This window comes from Micromonospora sp. NBC_00617 (genome assembly GCF_045161355.1).
Lineage (GTDB): Bacteria > Actinomycetota > Actinomycetes > Mycobacteriales > Micromonosporaceae > Micromonospora.
Genome location: NZ_CP107751.1, coordinates 4,331,621 through 4,351,857, shown reverse-complemented (window position 1 = coordinate 4,351,857; position 20,237 = coordinate 4,331,621). Strand labels below are relative to the sequence as shown.

Here is a 20,237-nt window from a genome sequence, read left to right as displayed (position 1 = left end):
GCTCCTTGGCGTGATTGACGAGCAGACCGACAAGCCGCGCAGCTCCTTCTGGAAGGAGCTGCCGATCCTGCTGGGTGTGGCGATCCTGGTCGCGGTGCTGGTCCGCGCCTTCGTGCTGCAGACCTTCTTCATCCCCTCTCCGTCCATGGAGAACACTCTCAAGATCGATGACCGGGTGTTGGTCAACAAGCTGGTCTACGACTTCCGATCACCGCACCGCGGCGAGGTGATCGTCTTCAAGGCACCCACCGAGTGGAGCGGCAACCCCGACGGTGAGGACTTCATCAAGCGGGTGATCGGCGTCGGCGGTGACCACGTGGTCTGCTGCGACGCGCAGGAACGGCTGATGATCAACGGCAAGTCGCTCGACGAGCCGTACATCTTCTCGATCGACGGGGTCCGCGACAAGCCGGCCGACCAGGAGTTCGACATCACCGTGCCGAAGGGGCGGCTGTGGGTGATGGGCGACCACCGGTCGGCCTCGGGTGACTCGCTGGAGCACTGGCAGCAGTCCGGGCAGAACATCACCGAGGCCACGATTCCCGAGGGCGAGGTGGTCGGGCGGGCGTTCACCGTCTTCTGGCCCGTCAACCGGGCCACCTGGCTGACCGTGCCCGATCAGTTCGACAGCATCGGAAAGCCGTAGAACCGGCGGGGGCATGGGCGATCGACCGCACGTCTGGCAGGCTGGTGCGGTGACCGTCTACACCCCTCGACGCGCGGCGCGGGTGCTGCTCGTCGACGCGGCCGGCCGGGTCCTGCTGTTCCAGGGCTTCGACCCGGCCCGCCCGGAGCACCGCTACTGGTTCACTCCCGGCGGCGGGCTCGACGAGGCGGAGTCTCCGGCGGCCGGCGCGGCACGGGAGCTGGCCGAGGAGACCGGGCTGCGGGTCGATCCCGCCGACCTGGGCGAGCCCGTCTGGTCCGACACGACCGAGTTTCCGTTCGACGGCGACTGGTACCGCCAGAAGCAGGACTTCTTCCTGTTCCGGGTGCCGTCGTGGCAGGTCGACACCGTCGGCTTCAACGACGTCGAGCAGCGCAGCATCGCCGGCCACCGCTGGTGGCTGCCGGCCGAGCTGGCCGCCAGCGGCGACCGGTACTACCCGCCCGAGCTGCCCGACCTGCTGGCCCGGCTCCTGCCGCCGGCCGTCGAGGCATCGTGCTGACCCCGCCGCGCACCGTCGTACGCCGGGAGGCCGGCCTGTACGCGCTGGAACGGGCGCTGCAGCGGCGCGGGTTCCGGCACGTGGCGGGCGCCGACGAAGCCGGCCGGGGCGCCTGCGCCGGCCCACTGGTCGCCGCCGCGGCGGTGCTGCCGGAGGGACGACGCGGTGAGATCGACGGGCTGGCCGACTCCAAGCTGCTCACCCCGGCCAGCCGGGAGCGGGTGTACGCCGAGGTCGTGGACCGCGCCCTGGCGTACGCCGTGGTGGTCATCCCGGCTGACGAGGTCGACGCCCGGGGGCTGCACGTGTGCAACCTGGCCGCGATGCGCCGGGCGCTCGCCTCGCTCACCACTCGACCGGAGTACGTGCTGACCGACGGCTTTGGCGTGGACGGCCTGGGCGTGCCGGGGCTGGCGGTCTGGAAGGGCGACCGGGTGGCCGCGTGTGTGGCGGCGGCCAGCGTGCTCGCCAAGGTCACCCGGGACCGGATCATGGTGGAGCTGGACGGGGTGTTCCCGGCGTACGGCTTCGCCGAGCACAAGGGCTACATCACCCCGGAGCACAGCGCGGCGCTGCGGGAGCACGGGCCGTGCCGGGAGCACCGCTTCTCGTACGTCAATGTCGCCGCGGTCTCCGGCCGCGACGGCCGGCCGCCGCGCGCCCGACGGCCCGTCGGCCCGGCGTCGGACGAGCCGATGGAGCGCTCCTGGGCGTCAGGGGGTACCGTCGGCGTGGCGTTGGGCGAGCAGCCTCGGCCTCCGTCGCCGGTGGGGGAAGATGTGGTCATGGAAGGCGGAGTGCGATGAGCGCGGAAGATCTCGAAAAGTACGAGACCGAGATGGAGCTGCAGCTCTACCGGGAGTACCGCGACATTGTCCGCCAGTTCTCCTACGTGGTGGAGACGGAGCGCCGGTTCTACCTGGCCAACCAGGTCGACCTGCACGTGCGCAACTCCGACGGCGAGGTCTACTTCGAGGTCGAGATGCACGACGCCTGGGTGTGGGACATGTATCGTCCTGCCCGCTTCGTGAAGAACGTCCGAGTGATGACCTTCAAGGACGTCAACGTCGAAGAGCTGGAGAAGCCCGACATCTCGCTGCCCGCCGACTCCGGCTTCGGCGGCTGACGACTCCCGGCCACGCCACGGTCCCCCCATCCGTGGCGCGGCCGGCCGGGTGGGTCACTCGGCCGGCACCACGACCTCGACGCGCTGCACCAGGTTGTTGGCGAAGCCGCCACGGTTCCACGGCTGCTCGACCGGCTGGGTCCGCCCGGACGCGTCGGTCGCCCGCGCGCTGAGTACGTACCGGCCCGGCGTCGCCGTCCACTCGTGCCGCCACCGCCGCCAGGCGAACTCCCCGCCCGTTGCCGGGTCCAGCTCGGCCGGCGCCCAGCTCGCCCCGCCGTCGACGCTCACCTCCACCGCGACCACCGGCGCGTGCCCCGACCAGGCCCGCCCGTCCACGGTGCACGGTCCCGGTGGCAGCACCCGGCGGCGCGTCATGAAGTCGGGAAAGCCCGGCGGGCGGACCAACGCGCGCGGTTCGATCCGGGTGACCGGCACGCCGGGGTCGTCGGCGTCGCGACGCAGCCGGTACGCCACCGCGTTCTGGTAGCCCTCGAACGGCTCCGAGCGGACCTCGATCGAGCGCAGCCACTTCACGTGCGCCATGCCGTACCAGCCCGGCACGATCAGCCGCAGCGGGGCACCGTGCTGCGGCAGCAGGGGAGCCCCGTTCATCTCGTACGCCAGCAGCACCTCCTCGCGCAGCGCGTCGGCCACCGGCAGCGCCCGCTGGTAGTCCTGCTCGACACCGCGCTCGACACCGTGGTCGGCGCCGGTGAAGACCACGTCGACCGCGTCCGCGCCCAGGCCCGCCTCGCGCAGCAGCGCAGCGAGGGGGGTGCCGGTCCACTCGGCGTTGCCGACCGCCTCGACCAGCCAGGGTTGGCTCACCGGCCGGGGGTGCAGCAGAGCCCGGCCGTTGCCGGCGCACTCCATCGTGACCCGTTGGGTGACCCGGGGTCGCTCGCGCAGGTCGGCGAGGGTGACGGTCAGCGGCCGGTCGACCGCGCCCCCGATGGTCAGCGCGTGCGTCGCCGCGTCGACCTCCGGAATGTCGTAGTGGATCAGCAGGTAGTGCAGCCCGGCCGGGGTCACGTCGTAGCGCAGCGCCTCCAGCGGAAGGCCGTGGTTGCGGGCGGCGAGCTGCAACTCGTCGGCACTGATCGCCTCGTCGGGCTCGGCGAGCCGCGACGGGCCGCTCACGTCGGCCACCGTCGGCGTCCGGTCATCGACAGTCGTCATGTGGGCCTCCCCGGTCCGAGCGGCGGCGCCCGCCGTACGCGGCCCAGCCTAGGCCCTCTGCGACGGCCCGAACACGGCCCGACCCGCTGCCGCAGCGCGCTCGGGTGGGGTCAGTTGGGGAGGGAGTGGAACATCGTCACCCCGGAACGCAGCGGTCGGGGTCGGTATACGCCGGGCTGGCTCTCAGGCGCGGTCCGCACCCGGTCAATACTGGGTCCGTACGGGTGACAAACGCCATTGGTGGAAGGGCTTGCGCCGCCGGTGGCTGCCGTGCATCTCCTGGTTCCGAGGAGTGGCGTGCGCGGTCTCGCTGCTGCCGACCTGCGAAACATCTAGCGCGTGACTCCATGCCTGGCATTTCCAGACTGCAGCTTAACGTCCTTTTAGTATTGTTATCGCCGGCCGGATATCCAGTGATCCGGTTCCGTGTCAAGAGATAGAAAAATTTCACCGGCCTTCGTACGCTTCCGCTCGCCTCACCCAGGGGCGGAACGGGGAGGGTGTCGTGCAGACGCATCGGTGGCAATCACGCGTCTTCATCACCTTGGCTGGGGAGGGCTGCGCGGCGTGGGTTCGCCGCACAGCAATCTTCCTGGTCTTCGTTCTGGTGGCCACGATGTCGGACGTGCCCACCCGGCCGATGCCGCAGGCTACGGCGTCGGCACCGACACCCGCACCAAAGCCGAAGTGTCCGGACGACCGCGCCAACGAGGTGTCAGCCGCAATCGCAGCGAAGCTCTGTGATTCCCGGGTTGAGGTGGCAAACCGACGGACCGAGACGACGCAGGTCTTCGCGAATCCGGATGGCACACTGACGGAGGAGCAGGCGCTCGCCCCGGTGCGGGTGCACCAGGGAGACCAGTGGGTGCCGGTCGACCTGACCCTGCAGCGCAGGTCGGATGGGTCGGTGGCACCGATAGCGCACCCGCTTGCTCTGACGTTCGCGGGCGCAACCTCGGGTGCCGGTGAGCACGAGGTGGTGAAGGTTGGTGAGGACACGGACCAGACGGGGCTGGCCTGGAACGGCGCACTGCCGGAGCCGGTCCTCAATGGCCGCACGATCACCTACCGTGACGTACGCCCAGGCGTCGATCTGGTGTTTCACGCTCACGCCACCGGTTACGAGCAGCACTTCGTGGTCAAGGACCGGGCGGGGCTGGCGCAGGTGCGGAAGCTGTCGCTGCCGCTGCGGACCGGCAAGCTGACCGCGGCCACCGACGGCATGGGCGGCCTGCTGTTGAAGGACGGCCGGGGCCGGCAGGTGGGCCGGGCGCAGACGCCGCTGATGTGGGACGCCAAGGTGGCTCCGCAGTCTGGCGAGCGCGTCAACCACGCTCCGGTCGCGCTGCGCACCGTCACGGCTGGCAAGGGTCGTACGGTCATGGAGTTGACGCCGGACGCGGGATTCCTGGCGCGGACAGACCTGACCTTCCCGGTGACCATCGACCCGCCGACGTCGCTGTCCCCCTCGTTCGACGCGTTTGTGCAGAACACTTAACTCCAGCGACCAGTCTGGCTCGGCGGACCTGAAGTTGGGCTACTCGAACGACGATGGCTCGTTCACTGCCCGGTCCTACCTGCGGTTCAACACCACTGGCTTCGCCGGGAGCCGGATCATGTCGGCCAAGCTGCGGCTGTGGAACTACCATTCCTGGTCGTGCACGGGGGCATCCTGGGAGGCGTGGCGCACCGACTTCGTCGACTCGTCGGTGCGGTGGACGAACCAGCCGACCGCGCGGGCGAAGGTGGGCACCTCCACCGAGACCCGGGGTTACAGCTCGTCCTGCGGTGACGGCTACGTCTACGTCGAGGTCGGCGGGGCGTTACAGACCAGCGCGGACAACAACTGGACCACCGCCAATGTCATGTTGCGGGCCACCTCGGAGACTTCCACGGCAGGCTGGAAGCGCTTCGACTCGGCGGAGGGCACCCACCCGCCGCTGGTGTCGATCACCTACAACACCGCGCCGTCGGTGCCGTCGGCGCTGGCCGTCGCGCCCTGCTACACCGCCTGCGGCTCCGGGGCCGCGACCGCCTCTCTGCGGCCGACACTGTCGGCGAAGCTGGCCGACGCCAACGCCGGGCAGACCCTGCAGGCCGAGTTCGTGGTGCGGAACAAGACCACCCTGGCCACTGTCTCCTCGTCCGGTCTGCGGTCGGGTAGTCCCGCGTGGACCAACGGCTCCACGGCCTCCTGGCAGGTGCCGGTTGACCTGGTCAACGGCGTCCAGTACGAGTGGCAGGTCCGGGCCAAGGACCCGTACGCCTACGGCACCTGGACGGCGTGGACCCCGCTGACCGTGGACACCACGAAGCCGGGCGTGCCGTTCGTGACGGCGGCGATCTACCTCAACGACGCCCAGCCGCACGGCGGCGCGGGCCAGGCGGACACCTTCACCTTCACCCCGGCCTCGGGCAGCACCGACCTCGCCGCCTTCGTCTACAAGTTCGACTACGACACGGCGGCCACCACGATCGCCGCGACCGGGGCGAAGTCGGTCACGCTCAGCCCTCGCGACGGGCACCGCATCCTGACCGTGCAGGCCAAGGACTCCGCAGGTAACCTCTCCGACCCCAACCTCTACGTCTTCGACGCCGGCAACGCGGCGCTGGCCGAACCGCTGCCGGGCGCGACGATCGTCAAGCGCACCAAGCTGCGGATCACCACGCCGGTCTCCGGCTACACGCGTACGTACTTCGAATATCGTCGCGGTCCAGGCGGTGCGACGCTGCCGGTGCCCTCGGCGAACCTGACCTCCGCCACCGGGGCGCCGATCACCGCCACCTCCGCCAGCCCCGTCGCCCTGTCCGCCCTCGGCGGGTACGCGATCTGGAGCGCGACAGACACACTCGGGCTGACCGGCGGGGTCGTCGAGGTTCGTGCCCACCTCTACACCGCCACCGGCATCACCCCGGCGTACACCATCCCCTGGGTGCGCGTCTCCGTCGACTCGAGCGGGGACGGCGCCGCCGGTGAGGAGATCGGTGCCGGCTCGGTCAACCTCCTCACCGGCGACTACTCCATCTCGTCGACGGATGCTGACGAACTGGGCCTCTCGGTCGCGCGGTCCACGTCGTCGCGGGATCTGGCCGCCGGCTACCAGCCGATGGCGGAGCGGTTGACACCCAACCAACAGCAGGTCTCCACCGATCTGACCGGATTTGCCGTGCCATCCACCTCGTCGGCGCTGCGCTCCACCGCGCGGGGCCAGGGCGAGACCACCCCGGCCGACTCGCTGGAGATCACCCCGGTCACCACCACCAGCAACGATACCTACGTGGCGGTCGGTGGTGACGGCGGAGCGATGCGGCTGGGCATGACCGCTGGCGGGACGTACCGCATGACCGGCTGGATCTACGTGCCCACCGCGACCGGGTTGCTGCCGGCGTTCAGCCAGCGTGGCCTGCGGATCGTCGGCTTCACCAAGACCGGGACCACGTACACCGAAGTCACCTCGACGATGGCCGGTTACACCGACGGGTGGCATGAACTGTCGCTCGACATGACCGTCCCGGCCGGGGCCACCGAGGCGTTCTTCCGCCTCTACAACGGCATGCAGGGCGGCTCCGGCCGCAAGGTCTACTGGGACAACCTGTCGTTCACCGAGATCGTTGCCCCGTTCGGCCCGGCCTGGACCGGCGGCGCCACCGGCGGCGCGGCGGACATCGAGTACAGCACCCTCACATTGCCTGAGCCGTCGATGGCCAGAGTGAACGGCATCGGCGGCGGCTGGATCACCTTTGCCAAGAACGCCGATGGTGTGAGCTTCACCCCGGAGCCGGGTGCCGAGGGGACGGTGCTGACCAAGGTCGGCGCCACCGCTTACCGGCTGTCGGAGCTGGACGGCGCAGTCACCGAGTTCACCTCGCAGGGCGGAGTCTGGGCGGCCACCTCCTCATGGACGCCGGAATCCGACACCACGTCCCGCTATATCTACGAAACGGCCGGCAGCCGGCTGCTGCTCAAAAAGGTGATCAACCCGGCCGAGCCGGGAGTGGACGACACCAACCACTGCACCACCGCCACCCCCGCCCGCGGCTGCGAGGTCCTGGAGTACGAGTACGCCACCACCACCAGTTCCGGGCTGAGTCAGACGGTGTTCGGTGATTACACCGACCGGGTCTCCGGGGTGAAGCTCTGGGCGTGGGACCCGAGCACCTCGGCGACGACCGCCACCCAGATCACGCGGTACGCGTACGACAACCTCGGCCAGCTCCGCGAGGTTTGGGACCCCCGGGTCACCCCGGCGCTGAAGACCACCTACGAGTATGGGGGCGGCCGGGTCACCAAGGTCACCCCGTCCGGCGAGCTGCCGTGGAACTTCGACTACGGCAACCCGGACGTCGACTCCGCCGCGCTGCGCTGGGACCTGGACGCCGGCTCGGGCACCGCCGTGGCCGACTCCTCGGGCAGTGGCCGCAACGGCACCATGGCCACCGGCGTCAGCTGGGGTCAGGGCAACGACCCGGACAACCCGGCCGACCGGGCCTCCGTGTTCACCGGGGGCACCGGCCAGCAGATCAGTCCGGCCGGCACCGCCCTGTCCAACACCGCCTCCTACACCGTCTCCGCCTGGGTGCGGATCAAGGACAAGTCCGTCAACCGCACCGCAGTGTCCAAGGACGGCTCCCGGACCAGCGGCTTCTTCCTCAACTACGTCGCCGCCGAGGACAAGTTCGCGTTCTCCCGCGTCACCTCGGACAGCGACAGCGCGACCCCGGTTCGGACCATCGCCAACAACACCGCCGTGGCGGGCAAGTGGACCCACCTGACCGGCGTCTACGACACCGCCAGCGCCAAGATGAAGCTCTACGTCGACGGCGTGTTGCAGAGCACCACCGCCGCTACCGGCGGCTGGAACGCCACCGGCAATTACGTGATCGGCCGAGCCAAGTGGGCCGGTGCCGCCTCGAACATCTGGGACGGCGAGATCGACGACGTTCGCATCTACGGCAAGGCTCTCACCGACCAGCAGATCATCCGTCTCTCCGGCGACGAGAACGCCGGCCGGCTGCTGAAGGTCCGCCGAAGTGCCCTCCAGCAGGGCTCCAAGACAGCCACCGACGGCGAGATCGCCACCAACATGGTCTACGACGTGCCGTTGACCAAAGCGGTCGGCGGTCCGTACGACCTGAATTCGGCGGCCATCTCCAGCTGGGGTCAGGTCGATCTGCCCACCGACGCGACCGCCGTGTTCGGTCCCGAGGAAAACCCAGGCCGTAATTCCGCGACCCCGTCCAGCCCGGGCACCAACGGCTACCCGTATGCCACCGTGCATTACCTGAACGCCGGCGGTCAGCAGGTCAACACCGCCAGCCCGGGTGGTTACATCGACACCGCGGAGTACGACCGGTTCGGCAACGTGGTCCGCACCTTGGAGGCCACTGATCGGGAACTGGCCCTCGGCACGTTCCAAGGCTCGACCGCCTACCTCGAGGAGTTGGGACTGGCCGGCTCGGACACCGCCAGTAGAGCGCTGGCCCTCTCCACCATCAGCACCTACAGCACCGACGGCGTCGATATCCTCGAATCCGTCGGGCCGACCTCGACGCTGGTGCTGGAGAATTCCGTCCCCGATCCGGACGGCGTCGGGCCGCTGGAGGCGATCCCGGCCGGCGCGACGGTGATCGGACGTTCGCATTCCGTCAACAAGTACGACGAGGGCAAGCCCGACGGGGCCACGTACCATCTGGTGACCACGGAAAGCGAGGGCGCGCAGATCGTCGGTTACCCGGACGCCGATGTCCGGGTGTCGAAGAACGGGTACGACGCCGAGTACGGCGGGGTCTCCGGCTGGACGTTGAAGACCCCGACCAAGGTGATCGCGGACGCCGGGGCAGGCGGCCAGAACCTGACCGCGTACGCGATCCGCAACGCCAGTGGCCAGGTGCTCAAGTCCTGGGGCATCGGCTCCACCGGCTCGGACGCGATGGCGAACGAGATCATCTACTACACGGCCGGGCCCAACGCCCAGGACGGCACGTGCGCCAATCGGCCCGAGTGGGCCGGCGAGCCCTGCGTGACCCGGGCGGTCGGAGCGGTGACCGGCCACGATCCCGCCCGGATGACCACCAATCTGCCGGTGCGGCGGGTCGAGTCCTACACCCGTTACGGCGACGAGGACGTGGTGTCCGAGACAGCGAACGGCAGGACCCGTACGACGACCACCCAGTACGACGCGGCCACGCGTGTGACCAGCATGGTCATCAGTTCCGACGAGGGTGTGCCAGTTCCGGCGGTGACCACCGCCTACAGCCCGACGTCCGGCGACGTCACCGTCACCACGATGGGCACTTCGACCATCACCCGCGAATACGACCTGCTCGGCCGGCTGGCGTCCTACACCGACGCCGACGGAGGCACCACGGTCAACGAGTTCGACCGGTTCGGCAAGTCGGTGAAGGTCTCCGACCCCACCGGGAACTCGACCTTCGCCTACGACCGTGCAGCCGAGCCGCGCGGACTGCTGACCAGCGTCACCGACAGTGTCGCCGGCACGTTTTCGGCCAAATACTCCCCGGACGGCCAGCTCACGGAGCTCAAGTACCCGGGCGGGCTGACTCGGACCGACCGGCTCGACGCAAACCTCCAGCCGGTGGAGCGGACCTACACCCGCGACTCCGACAACGAGGTCATCTACTCCGAGTCGGTGCAGGAGAACACAGCCAGTCAGTGGGTGAACCACACTTACACCGGAGGCAGCAAGGCCTACCGTTACGACCGGCTGGGCCGGCTGACCCGTGCCCAGCACGACAGCGCCATCACCGACGGCTGCGTCACCCGCACGTACGCCTACAACAGCCGGACCAACCGGATCGGGAACTCGCGGTACGCGCCGGCAGCCGACGGCATGTGCGATGAAACTGGCACCCCGGTGTCCGAGGCGCACACCTACGACACCGCCGACCGCCTCACCGACGCAGGTTACGTTTACGACGCCTTCGGGCGGACCACCACGCTGCCAGATGGCCTGACCAACACGTACTTCGCCAACGACCTGGTGCAGCGGCAGCAACTCGGCGATTCCCGGCAGAGTTGGACGCTGGACCCGGCGCACCGTTTCCGGGCCTTCACCACCGAGACCCTGGTCGACGGCAGTTGGGTCAATGCCACCTCGAAGCTGAACCACTACGGCGACGATTCCGACGAGCCCCGGTGGATCATCGAGGATTCCACGCTGGGCAGCTATACCCGCAACGTGTCCGGTCCGGACGGTGACCTGGCAGCCACCACCTCCGATGCCGGCGACATCCGCCTGCAGTTGGTGAACCTGCACGGAGACGTGGCCGCGACGATCGACACGACCTTGCTGGAGCCGGAGTTCTTCGACTACGACGAGTTCGGTGTGCCGGTGTCGGGGCAGGCCGACCAGCGGTACGGCTGGTTGGGCGGCAAGCAGCGCTCCGGCGAGGCGATGGGCGACGTCCTCCTGATGGGTGCACGCCTCTACTCGCCGGGGATCGGACGCTTCCTCCAGGTCGACCCGGTCGATGGCGGAAACGCCACCGCCTACGACTATTGCGCCGGGGACCCGGTCAACTGCACCGACCTGGACGGCAGGTTTGGCTGGGGCAGTATCAAGAAGGGCCTGTCCAAGGTTGCCAAGGTCGCTTCGTATGCGTCGATGATCCCGGGGCCGGTCGGCACCATCGCCGGGGTGGTCTCGGCCGTGTCGTACGCCGCCACCGGAAACTGGCGGGAAGCCGCCTGGGCCATCGGCGGCGCACTGGCCGCGACCGTGGGGGCGGGGGCGGCGGTCAAAGGAGCGCGCCTCGCGGTCGGCGCCGCTCGGGCCGCCCACAAGGCGCGGAAGCTCAGCCGCGCGCGACGGTTGTACAAGGGCAGGCATCGAAGTCGCTGCAACTCATTCACGCCGGAAACCCAGGTGTTGATGGCGGACGGGTCGTCGCTGCCCATCTCAAGCGTTCAGGTGGGCGATTGGGTGGTGGCGGTCGACCCCGACAGCGGCGAATCTCTGGCCAAGCCCGTTCTCGCGGTGATAAATGGTGTTGGCGCGAAACACCTGATCGACATCGACGTCGATGAAGATCGAGGCGGGGTGCTGGAGGCGACGGCCGAGCATCCACTGTGGGTCGAGGGCGCGGGTTGGACATTCGCCGAGAAGGTGCGCGCAGGCGATAAGCTGCGCGTGGCGAACGGTGCGACAGTGCAGGTGACTTCCGTTGTGGACCGCGGCTGGATTCCGGCCCAGACCGTGTACAACCTCAACGTCGGCGACGTGCACACGTATGCTGTCCGGGTCGACGGTGTCGACGTGTTGGCGCACAACGTCAGCGCGTGCGGGAAGCATGGCAACTCACTCGACTGCTCCTGCCCCCACTACGTTTACCGAATCGACAAGAACGGGGAGGTGTACAGGTACGGTGAAGGAAAGGGTGATCGGCTGCCGAAGCAGCTCAGAAAGCTCAATCGCAAGAATCCGAATGACAAATACACCGCTAAGTACCTGCGGCGCGGCATCCCGGGTAAGCGGCGGGCAAAGGCGATAGAAACACGATTGATCAGAGGCTTTTTCCGAATCTTCAGAAAGCGCCCTGACGGAAACAAGAACTGGCACTAGTTCGACCTGGTCGATGATTGGTTGAGGATTCGATGCTTGCAGATGAGGAATTCTGGCGGCTCGTTGCGGTGCTGGGCGGCCAGCCCGAGGTCCAGGATGACCGGCCGTACGAGCGGTTGACCTCCGTGCTGTCGGAAGAGCCGGTGGAGCGGATCATCGATTTTGCCGAGACGCTTGCATTCAAGCTCTACCAATTGGACCGTCGGGTGCTTGCTCGGGCTGTCCCGCCGGGCGCCGATCAACTGACTGAGGACGGCTTTCTGTATGCGCGCTGCGCTGTGGTGGTGGCGGGACCCGCCGCCTTCGATGCCGTGCTGACCGACCCGGCGGCGTTCGAACGCTTCACCACCGTCGAGGCCGCGCATGCGGATTCGATTCTTGACGTTCCCTCCAACGCCTACCAGAAGGTGACCGGAGAGGAGTGGGACCACGTCGAAGAGTACGACTACGAGACGGGGTCCAATGAACAGTGGTGGTGACTGTTCCAAACCCGTCCGCACGCGTCGGGAGGATGAAAGGTGGAGAGGTGCGGCAGCCGCCATTGGTTAGTTGACCAGGGCGTATTAGCGGTTGAGTCGGGTGCGTTGGTGGAACCAGCGTGAGCGGGCTTGGTGACGGCGTCGCCAGGTGGCCCAGGGGTGGGCGTGTTCCGGTGGTGTCGGCCGGTGCAGGAGCCTGTTCAGGAGGCGTCGGGTTTCGGGGACGGTCAGGGGGATCAGGCCGGGATGGGGTGGCGGGGCCTGGTCGGGCGTCGTGGGCGGCGGGGCTTGAGTGTCCGTGCGGGCGCGGAGTTGGGCGGCTGCCACGGCGCACACGGCCAGGGCTGCCATGACCAGCACGGTGTGCCGGCGGATCGCGGTGTAGAGGCGGGCCTGGCACTGGTCGAGACCGAACTGGTCCTTGCCGAACTCGAAGTCCTCTTCGACGGGCCACCGCAGCCCCGCGGCGCGGATCAGTGTCGTCACGCTCGTGCGTTGCCCCTGCGGCTGGTAGCAGTAGTGGAATGCCAGCTCACCGGTGCGTGCACCCCTTTCACCCGCCCCACCCAGACTGTCCACCCTGGTCAGACAGCTAATGGCGGCTGCCGTAGATATGCTGGACTTTGTGATGTCCTGCGCGGCGCGTTACGCGCAGCAGGGGCGACTCCTTTCGTGGGATGAGCCCGTTCGCCTGGATGTCGACGAGCCGTCCAGCTCCGGGATGAGGTTTCTCCTACCTACCCCGGCGGCCCTTTTCGAGGAAGATTTCCAGTTCGCGACCGGCCCTACGGGTGAAACCAACTTCTGCCTGTTGGTACCCGCCTACGAGGTGGAGGCCGACCTTTTGGCGTCCCGAGGGCCCGAGCATCTCTTTGATGTCCTTGAGGAACAGGACGTCGACGTTTCCGACCTTCGACGGTCGGCACTGCGTATTCGTGGGCACGGCCTCACGTAGGAGTCAAGGCGTACGTGTTTAGCTTGAGGTCGCGGCAGGGTCTGGTGGAAGCCAGGGGCCGGTGGTGAACAGGGCGGTGAGGACGTCGAGGAGGTCTTCGCCGTGTTACCCGCAGTGGACAGGTAGGTCCGTACGAGACCGGTTCCAATGAACAGTGGTGGTGACCTGATCCGGCCCCTGTGTTGCGGGCGTCGGTTAAACGGTGGGTGGAGGGGGCGTACCCGTCGTCGCGGCGGGCGGGATCAGTTGGGGAGGAAGTGGAACATCGTCACCCCGGAAGGCAGCGGTCGAGGTCGGCCGAGGTGCCGGTGTACACCGCCACCCACCCGATCCGCTGGAGTGCCGACCGCGATCTGCGCGAACCTCTCCCGCGCGAACCAGTCGCAGATGGCCGGCACCAGATCGGGCTCGCGCCGGTGCCGCGTCCAGATCACCGTGCCGCCGGTCGCGCAGAATGCGGCACAATGCCCGACGGTGGCTCTGACGTCAGCGTCCGACACATTGCCGAACACCCCGCAGAGCAGCACCAGGTCGGCCGGCACCAGATCGGCGTACGCGTCGGTCAGCGCGGCGTCGCCCACCACCACCTGTACGCCGGTCAGTCCGGCCGCCCGTGCGGCGTCCTCGGCCATCGCGGCGTTGCGTGGTTCCAACTCGACCAGGCGGGCGGTCACGTCGTCCCCGGCTGGTCGTAGTCCTCGTGCCAGGCGAGCCAGTCCCGAGTCATCGGCCCAGCACAGGCAGCGTCCACCAAACGCGACATAACAGATCGTCGAAGCCTGTGGGTGGTCGTCCACAGCACCTCCGGTTATCCACAGCTCCGCCGACCGGGCTGGCGGTCGACCCGGCCTCGGCCGGAGGCTGCCGGCATGCGACCGCCATCCGACCCGCGCCTCGGCTCGGTTCGCCGTACCGTGCTGCTCTGCACCGCATTCCCACTCGCCCTGACCATCCAGCTCTGCGGGCTGGCGGTGCTGAATGCGGCGGTGCCCGGCCGACCACCGGTGGGCGCTGTGCCGGTGGCGGTCCTGGCACCCGCCTCGGTGACCGTCGCAGTGCCTGCCCCGGCGTCCGCTGGGCCGGGGCGGTTCCGCTGGCCCGTCGACGGGCCGCCCCGTCCGGTGCGCCGGTTCGATCCGCCGCCCCAGCCGTGGCTGGCCGGGCACCGGGGTGTCGACCTGGCAGCCCCGGCCGGAACGGTGGTCCGCAGCGCTGGGCCGGGCATCGTCCTTTTCGCCGGTCTGGTGGCCGGCCGGCCGGTGGTCACCGTGGGGCACGCCGACGGGCTACGGACGACCCACGAGCCGGTCAAACCAGCCGTACGCCCCGGCCAGCCGGTCACCGCCGGTTCACCACTGGGCGAGCTGCTGCCCGGGCATCCGGGTTGCCCGGCCGACGCGTGCCTGCACTGGGGCCTGCGCCGGGGCACGGAATACCTGGACCCGCTGGCACTGCTCGGCCTCGGCCCGGTGCGGCTGCTACCGGTCAGCGGAGTCGACCCCGGCGAGGTCAGCGCTGGGCGAGCAGTGCCGGCAGCCGCATGGCCAGCCGTTCGTACTCGTCGGCGGCGTTGTAAACCTGGCCGGTGAGCCGCAGCCACCCCCGGCCGCTCCAGCTCATCACCGCCACCTCGGCGGCGAGCCGCTCACCGATCCGCGTCTGCAATGCCCGCCCGGCGTCGACGGTGGTGGCCGTGCCGGGCGGCAGCGGAATGAGGCGCAGAGACACCCCCGGCCCGCCGGGGTCGGGCAGGTCGGCGGGGGACACCCCCAGAGCGTCCCCCATCACCCGCTGGCCGTACGCGGCGAGCGCGGCGTTGTGCGCTCGCACCCGGTCGACGCCGAGGCTACGCAACGTGAACAGGCCCGCCGGAGCGGCCAGCCAGGACGTGTAGTCGAGAGTCGCCTGCCACTCGAGCCGGGCCGGGAAACCGGAGTCCTGCTCCCAGGAGACCACCAGCGGCTCGATCCGGTCCCGCCACCGCGGTGCCACCGTCAGCAGCGCGGTCCCGCGTGGGGCGTACGCCCACTTGTGCAGATTGCCCACCCAGAAGTCGGCGCCGATGCTGGCCACCGTGGTGGAGAGCATGCCCGGGGCGTGCGCGGCGTCCACCAGGACCGGCACGCCGTGTTCGCGGGTCACCCCGACGATGGCCGCGGTCGGGAAGAGCTTGGCCGTGGCCGAGGTGAGCTGATCGACGACGAGCAGCCGGGTCCGTCCGGGGCGCAGGCCGGCGCGGATGGTCTGCACGATCTGCTCATCGGTGGCGGCCAGTGGCACCGGCAGCACCCGGCTGACCGCACCGGTGCGGCGGCACTCGCGCTGGATGGCCAGGCTCACCGCCCCGTACCCGTGGTCGGTGCTGAGCACCTCGTCGCCGGGTTGCAGGCCCACCGACTGGAGCACCACGGCGACGCCAGTCGTGGTGTTGCCGACCAGGGCGCTGCCGTCCGGGTCGGCGCCGAGGAAGCCGGCGAGGTGTCGGCGGGTGTGCGCGATCCGGTCGACCAGCCCCTGGGTGAAGAAGCGCAGGGGGTTCGCCTCCATCTCGTCGCGCAGGCGCTGCTGGGTTCGCTGCACGCCGATCGGCACCGCGCCGAACGAGCCGTGGTTCAGGTGACTGACCGCCGGGTCCAGGGAGAAGAGCAGGCGGGCGCCCGGGATCGGCTCAGGGGGCTGCGGGACGCTCACTCGATGATCGTAACCGCCGAGGTCCCTCGCCCTCCGGCCCTTGATCAGGCGCGCGGATGGGCCTGGCGGTAGGCGGCGCGCAGCCGTTCCACCGAGACGTGCGTGTAGATCTGTGTGCTGGCCAGCGACGAGTGGCCCAGCAGCTCCTGCACGGCGCGCAGATCCGCGCCACCCTCCAGGAGGTGGGTGGCTGCGGAGTGGCGCAGACCGTGCGGGCTGGTCCGGGGCAGGCCGGCGGCCTCGGCGTACGCACCGACGATCTGACGCGCGGTCGTCGGGTTGAGCCGACCGCCTCGGGCGCCCAGCAGCAGCGCGTGGCCGGAGCGGGCGCCCACCATTGCCGGGCGGCCCCGGCGCAGCCAGTCGTCCAACGCTCGCTGCGCGGGCACCCCGTACGGCACCGAGCGCTCCCGTCCGCCCTTGCCGAACACCCGGATCACCCGCCGGCCGTGGTCGACGTCCCCGACGTCCAACCCGCATGCCTCGCTGACCCGTACGCCGGTGGCGTAGAGCAGCTCCAGCAGCACCCGGTCACGCAGTGGCACCGCCTGGGCCTCTTCCGTTGCGCCTGAGGTCGGCCCCGCTGGTGGATCCGCGGCCCCTGCTCCCGGGAGCGGCGGGCCCATGGGTGGTGGGCCCACCGGCGCCGGGTCCGTGGGCGCTTGTTCAGTGGGTGGTGACCGTCGGGTCGGCGCCTCGACCAGAGCCGCGGCCTGGTCGGCGCGCAGAACGCTGGGCAGCTCCCGGTGCGCACGCGGGCTGGCCAGTGCGGCACCCACGTCGGCGGGGAGCAGGCCGGCCCGGTGCGCCCAGGCGCTGAATGCCCGCGCTGACGCGGCCCGCCGGGCCAACGACGTGCGGGCTGCGCCGGTGGTTCGTTGCCGCGCCAGCCAGCTGCGCAGCACCGACAGGTCCAGCTCGGCGAGGTCGACGCACCCCATCCGTACGGCGTGGTCGAGCAGCGAGACGAGATCCGTGACGTACGCGCGAACGGTGTGCGCCGACCGGTTACGAACTCGGGACAGGTGCCCGGCGAAGTCGTCGACCGCGTCGCGCAGCGCTGGCGGTAGTGTCTGGTGCATGGCCCGGGTGCCCCGGTCGGGCCGGCTCATCGTGGCCGCGCCGGCGTGCCGGCCGGCTCATCGGCCCCGGCACCCTCACTGACAGCTGGCACGGCACCAGCCTACGGCCGATCGGCGTACGCCACCGGCCACCATGGTGCCGGTGTTCAGGCGTCGACTACCGGCGGCTCCTCTTGGCCCCGTACCGGTAGTAGTCGGCAGCCGGTTGCCCCGCGCAAGCGCCCTCAGGCCGACCCGGACGTTCCCGCCGCCGTCACCCGCTTGGGTGTGACGGGTGGGGCGAGGGCGTAGCCATCGTCGCGACGGACCACCATGGACAGCTCTTCCAGGAGGGACAGCTTGCGCAGCGCGGTCCGTACGTCGACACCGGCGCGGGCGGAGAGCCGGTCCACGCCGATCGCACCTCGGCGGGGCAGCGCCTCCAGCACCGACCGGGCGTCGTCGTCGAGGGTGTCGGCGGGCCGCTGCGGGCCACGGGCCAGCGGGGCGAGGTCCGCGCCGATCCGACCCACCTCCTCCAGCACGTGCGCCACCCCGGTGACCAGCCGGGCCTTGGAAAACTCGCGGAGCAACTCGTGCGCGCCGACGGACATCGCCGACGTCACCGGCCCGGGGACCACCATCGCCACCCGGCCGGTGTAGATGGCCCGCCGGGCGGTCTGCGTCGCGCCACTGCGCGCCGACGCCTCCACGACGACGGTGCCGAGGGTGCCCCCGGCGATGACCCGGTTGCGGATCAGGAACCGGGGCCGCAGCGGCTCCGCACCGGGCGGCCACTCGCTGACCAGCAGCCCGGTGTCGGCGATCCGGTCGAAGAGCGCGGCGTTGCCCATCGGGTACGGCCGGTCCAGCCCGCAGGCGAGCACCGCGACGGTGAGGCCGCCCGCGTTCAGGGCACCCCGGTGGGCGGCAGCGTCGATGCCGAACGCGCCCCCGGACACGACCGTCCAGTCCCGCTCGGCCAGCCCGTACCCCAACTCGGTCGCGACGTGCTGCCCGTAGCCGGTGGCCGCCCGCGCCCCGACCACGGCCACCGAGCGATCCAGGGCCTCGCCCAGCGGCCAGCCTCCGCGTACCCAGAAGCAGAGCGGCGGCGCGGTCTCACCGTCCACCCGGCGGGTGACGTCCGGCAGCTGCAGCGTGGCCAGGCCGGCCACCCGGGCCGGCCACTCCTCGTCGTCCGGCGTCACCAGCCGGGCACCGAGCCGGTCCGCCCGCTCCAGCGCCTCGGCCGCCACCGCCCGGGCGTCGCCGGCCGCGGACCGGGCGGCCACCGTGGTGTGCAGCCAGCCGTCCGGGCTGCCGCCGTCGAGCAGCAGGTCCAGGGTCGCTACCGGGCCGAGCCGTTCGACCAGGTGGTGCACCGCGCGGGTGCCCGGCTCGGCCAGCCAGGTCAGGGCAACCCTGGCCAGCCTGCGTTCCTCGTCGGCGCTCACGTCGCCTCCCCCGTCCGTAGTTGGATCGCCTCCCGGACGTCGTCCCGGTCCGGCCGGTCCCGGCCGTCCAGATCGGCAATGGTCCAGGCCATCCGGATCACCCGATCGAAGCCGCGTGCCGACAGCGAGCCGGAGTCGAGCCGGCCACGCAGCTCGGCGGTGACCCGGGCCGGCAGCCGCCACGGCGGTCGGCGCAGGTGTGGGCCGTCCACCTCGGCGTTGAGCCGCCGGCCGAGGCCGGCCCAGCGGGCGGCCGCCGCCTGCCGGGCCGCCGCCACCCGGGCGGCGACCGTCGCCGAGGGCTCGGCTTCGCCGTCGGGCGCCATCAGCTCCGCCGCCGACACCGGCATCAGCCGCACCTGGACGTCGATCCGGTCGAGCAGCGGCCCGGAGAGCCGGCCCAGGTAGCGGCGGCGGGCCAGCGGGGTGCACTCGCAGTGCGCGTCACCGGCCGGCTTGGCACACGGGCACGGGTTGGCGGCCAGCACCAACTGGGTCCGGGCCGGGTACTCGGTGCCGCCCCCGCTGCGACTCAGCTGGATACGGCCGTGTTCCAGTGGCTGGCGTAGTGCTTCCAACGCGCCCTTGCTGAACTCGGGGGCCTCGTCGAGAAAGAGCACGCCTCGGTGGGCCAGCGACACCGCGCCGGGGCGGGCCAGCCCCGAGCCGCCGCCGACCAGCGACGGCACCGTCGCGGTGTGGTGCGGCGCCTGGAACGGCGGGCGACGCAGTAACCGGCCACCCGGCGGCAGCAGCCCGGCGACCGAGTGCAGCGCGGTGACCTCCAGCGCCGCATCGTCGTCCAGCTCGGGCAGGATCGACGGCAGCCGTTCGGCGAGCATCGTCTTGCCGGCTCCCGGAGGGCCGAGCAGTGCCACGTGGTGCCCGCCGGCGGCGGCGACCTCCAACGCGCGCCGGCCCATCTGCTGCCCCGCGACCTCGGCGAGATCCGGCCCGCCGACGACGGGTGCCGGCGTGGCCTCCGGCGGCTCGATCAGCGGAGTGCCGTCGCGGACGAAGGCGACCAGCCGGTGCAGGGTGTCCACCGCCCGCACCCGTACGCCGGGGATGACCGCGGCCTCGGCGGCGTTGCCGACCGGGACGATCACCCGTCCGACGCCGGCCTGGGCTGCGGCGGCGACCATCGGGAGCACGCCGCGCACCGGCCGGACGGTGCCGTCGAGCCCCAACTCGCCGAGGACCGCCACCCCCTCCAGTGGGAGCAGCGGCAGCTCACCCGAGCCGCCCAGCAGAGCTGCGGCGATGGCCAGGTCGAAGGCGGAGCCGGATTTCGGCAGCGTGGCGGGCAGCAGGTTGAGGGTGATCCGCCGGTTCGGCCAGCGCTGGCCGGAGTTGACCACGGCGGCGCGGACCCGGTCCCGGGCCTCGTGCAGGGCGGTGTCCGGAAGCCCGGAGATCACGACTGCCGGCAGGCCGGCGGCCAGGTCTGCCTCGACCTCGACGAGGTGGCCGGTGACCCCGACCAGCCCCACGCAGAGCACCTTCGCGTAGCTCACGGCGTGTCACCGATCCTG

Annotated in this window: 16 protein-coding genes; 9 read left to right on the top strand and 7 right to left on the bottom strand. The window is 70.5% G+C overall.

The features are described 5' to 3' along the window. Positions 1-10: 10 nt before the first annotated feature. The 4 genes from lepB to OG505_RS19865 are packed head-to-tail and all read left to right on the top strand — an operon-like array spanning position 11 to position 2,295. The gene (gene lepB, locus OG505_RS19880) at positions 11-646 is read left to right on the top strand and encodes a signal peptidase I (RefSeq protein WP_405426445.1); all 636 of its coding nucleotides are present in this window, start codon (positions 11-13) and stop codon (positions 644-646) included. Between the two features lie 13 nt (positions 647-659). Continuing rightward, positions 660-1,169, top strand: coding sequence for an NUDIX hydrolase (locus OG505_RS19875; protein ID WP_405426443.1), 510 nt, complete (start codon positions 660-662; stop codon positions 1,167-1,169). After that, positions 1,163-1,975 carry a ribonuclease HII gene (locus OG505_RS19870; protein WP_405426441.1) on the top strand — a complete coding sequence of 271 codons (813 nt, stop codon included), beginning with the start codon at positions 1,163-1,165 and terminating at the stop codon, positions 1,973-1,975. The genes OG505_RS19875 and OG505_RS19870 overlap by 7 nt, the downstream gene beginning before the upstream one ends. Next, positions 1,972-2,295 carry a DUF2469 domain-containing protein gene (locus OG505_RS19865; RefSeq protein ID WP_007075222.1) on the top strand — a complete coding sequence of 108 codons (324 nt, stop codon included), beginning with the start codon at positions 1,972-1,974 and terminating at the stop codon, positions 2,293-2,295. Before OG505_RS19870 ends, OG505_RS19865 begins: the two co-directional genes overlap by 4 nt. 54 nt (positions 2,296-2,349) lie before the next feature. Here the strand turns inward: OG505_RS19865 and OG505_RS19860 are convergent, their stop codons facing one another. Continuing rightward, on the bottom strand, positions 2,350-3,477 hold the full coding sequence (locus OG505_RS19860) for a sulfite oxidase (RefSeq protein ID WP_405426436.1): 1,128 nt from the start codon (positions 3,475-3,477) through the stop codon (positions 2,350-2,352). A 505-nt stretch (positions 3,478-3,982) separates the two neighbouring features. Here OG505_RS19860 and OG505_RS19855 point away from each other — a divergent pair. The 3 genes from OG505_RS19855 to OG505_RS19845 all read left to right on the top strand — a co-directional run bounded on the left by OG505_RS19855 (position 3,983) and on the right by OG505_RS19845 (position 12,538). Then, positions 3,983-4,975, top strand: a complete 993-nt coding sequence (locus tag OG505_RS19855; protein ID WP_405426434.1) for a hypothetical protein — start codon at positions 3,983-3,985, stop codon at positions 4,973-4,975. A gap of 118 nt (positions 4,976-5,093) precedes the next feature. Next, a complete protein-coding gene (locus OG505_RS19850) occupies positions 5,094-12,059 on the top strand; it encodes a LamG-like jellyroll fold domain-containing protein (RefSeq protein WP_405426433.1) in 6,966 nt (2,321 codons plus the stop codon). A 32-nt stretch (positions 12,060-12,091) separates the two neighbouring features. Then, positions 12,092-12,538: a DUF4240 domain-containing protein gene (locus tag OG505_RS19845; RefSeq protein WP_405426431.1), complete on the top strand. Its 447-nt coding sequence runs from the start codon at positions 12,092-12,094 to the stop codon at positions 12,536-12,538. Between the two features lie 84 nt (positions 12,539-12,622). On the opposite strand, the gene OG505_RS19840 is transcribed toward OG505_RS19845, so the two are convergent. Further along, entirely contained in the window at positions 12,623-13,117 is a 495-nt protein-coding gene (locus OG505_RS19840) for a transposase (protein WP_405426429.1), read from the bottom strand. Positions 13,118-13,133: 16 nt separating this feature from the next. On the opposite strand from OG505_RS19840, the gene OG505_RS19835 reads away from it, so the two are divergent. Continuing rightward, positions 13,134-13,493: a suppressor of fused domain protein gene (locus tag OG505_RS19835; protein WP_405426427.1), complete on the top strand. Its 360-nt coding sequence runs from the start codon at positions 13,134-13,136 to the stop codon at positions 13,491-13,493. A 242-nt stretch (positions 13,494-13,735) separates the two neighbouring features. On the opposite strand, the gene OG505_RS19830 is transcribed toward OG505_RS19835, so the two are convergent. Continuing rightward, positions 13,736-14,167, bottom strand: a complete 432-nt coding sequence (locus tag OG505_RS19830; protein ID WP_405426426.1) for a hypothetical protein — start codon at positions 14,165-14,167, stop codon at positions 13,736-13,738. Positions 14,168-14,362: 195 nt separating this feature from the next. On the opposite strand from OG505_RS19830, the gene OG505_RS19825 reads away from it, so the two are divergent. Further along, positions 14,363-15,082, top strand: coding sequence for a M23 family metallopeptidase (locus tag OG505_RS19825; RefSeq protein WP_405426424.1), 720 nt, complete (start codon positions 14,363-14,365; stop codon positions 15,080-15,082). On the opposite strand, the gene OG505_RS19820 is transcribed toward OG505_RS19825, so the two are convergent. The 4 genes from OG505_RS19820 to OG505_RS19805 all read right to left on the bottom strand — a co-directional run bounded on the left by OG505_RS19820 (position 15,003) and on the right by OG505_RS19805 (position 20,219). After that, positions 15,003-16,184, bottom strand: a complete 1,182-nt coding sequence (locus OG505_RS19820; RefSeq protein WP_405426422.1) for an aminotransferase class V-fold PLP-dependent enzyme — start codon at positions 16,182-16,184, stop codon at positions 15,003-15,005. The two genes, OG505_RS19825 and OG505_RS19820, sit on opposite strands and share 80 nt — an antisense overlap. 44 nt (positions 16,185-16,228) lie before the next feature. Further along, a complete protein-coding gene (locus OG505_RS19815; RefSeq protein ID WP_405426420.1) occupies positions 16,229-17,296 on the bottom strand; it encodes a tyrosine recombinase XerC in 1,068 nt (355 codons plus the stop codon). A 194-nt stretch (positions 17,297-17,490) separates the two neighbouring features. Continuing rightward, positions 17,491-18,789: a DNA-processing protein DprA gene (gene dprA / locus OG505_RS19810; RefSeq protein ID WP_405434612.1), complete on the bottom strand. Its 1,299-nt coding sequence runs from the start codon at positions 18,787-18,789 to the stop codon at positions 17,491-17,493. Beyond that, entirely contained in the window at positions 18,699-20,219 is a 1,521-nt protein-coding gene (locus tag OG505_RS19805; RefSeq protein ID WP_405426418.1) for a YifB family Mg chelatase-like AAA ATPase, read from the bottom strand. The genes dprA and OG505_RS19805 overlap by 91 nt, the downstream gene beginning before the upstream one ends. Between the last annotated feature and the right edge of the window lie 18 nt (positions 20,220-20,237).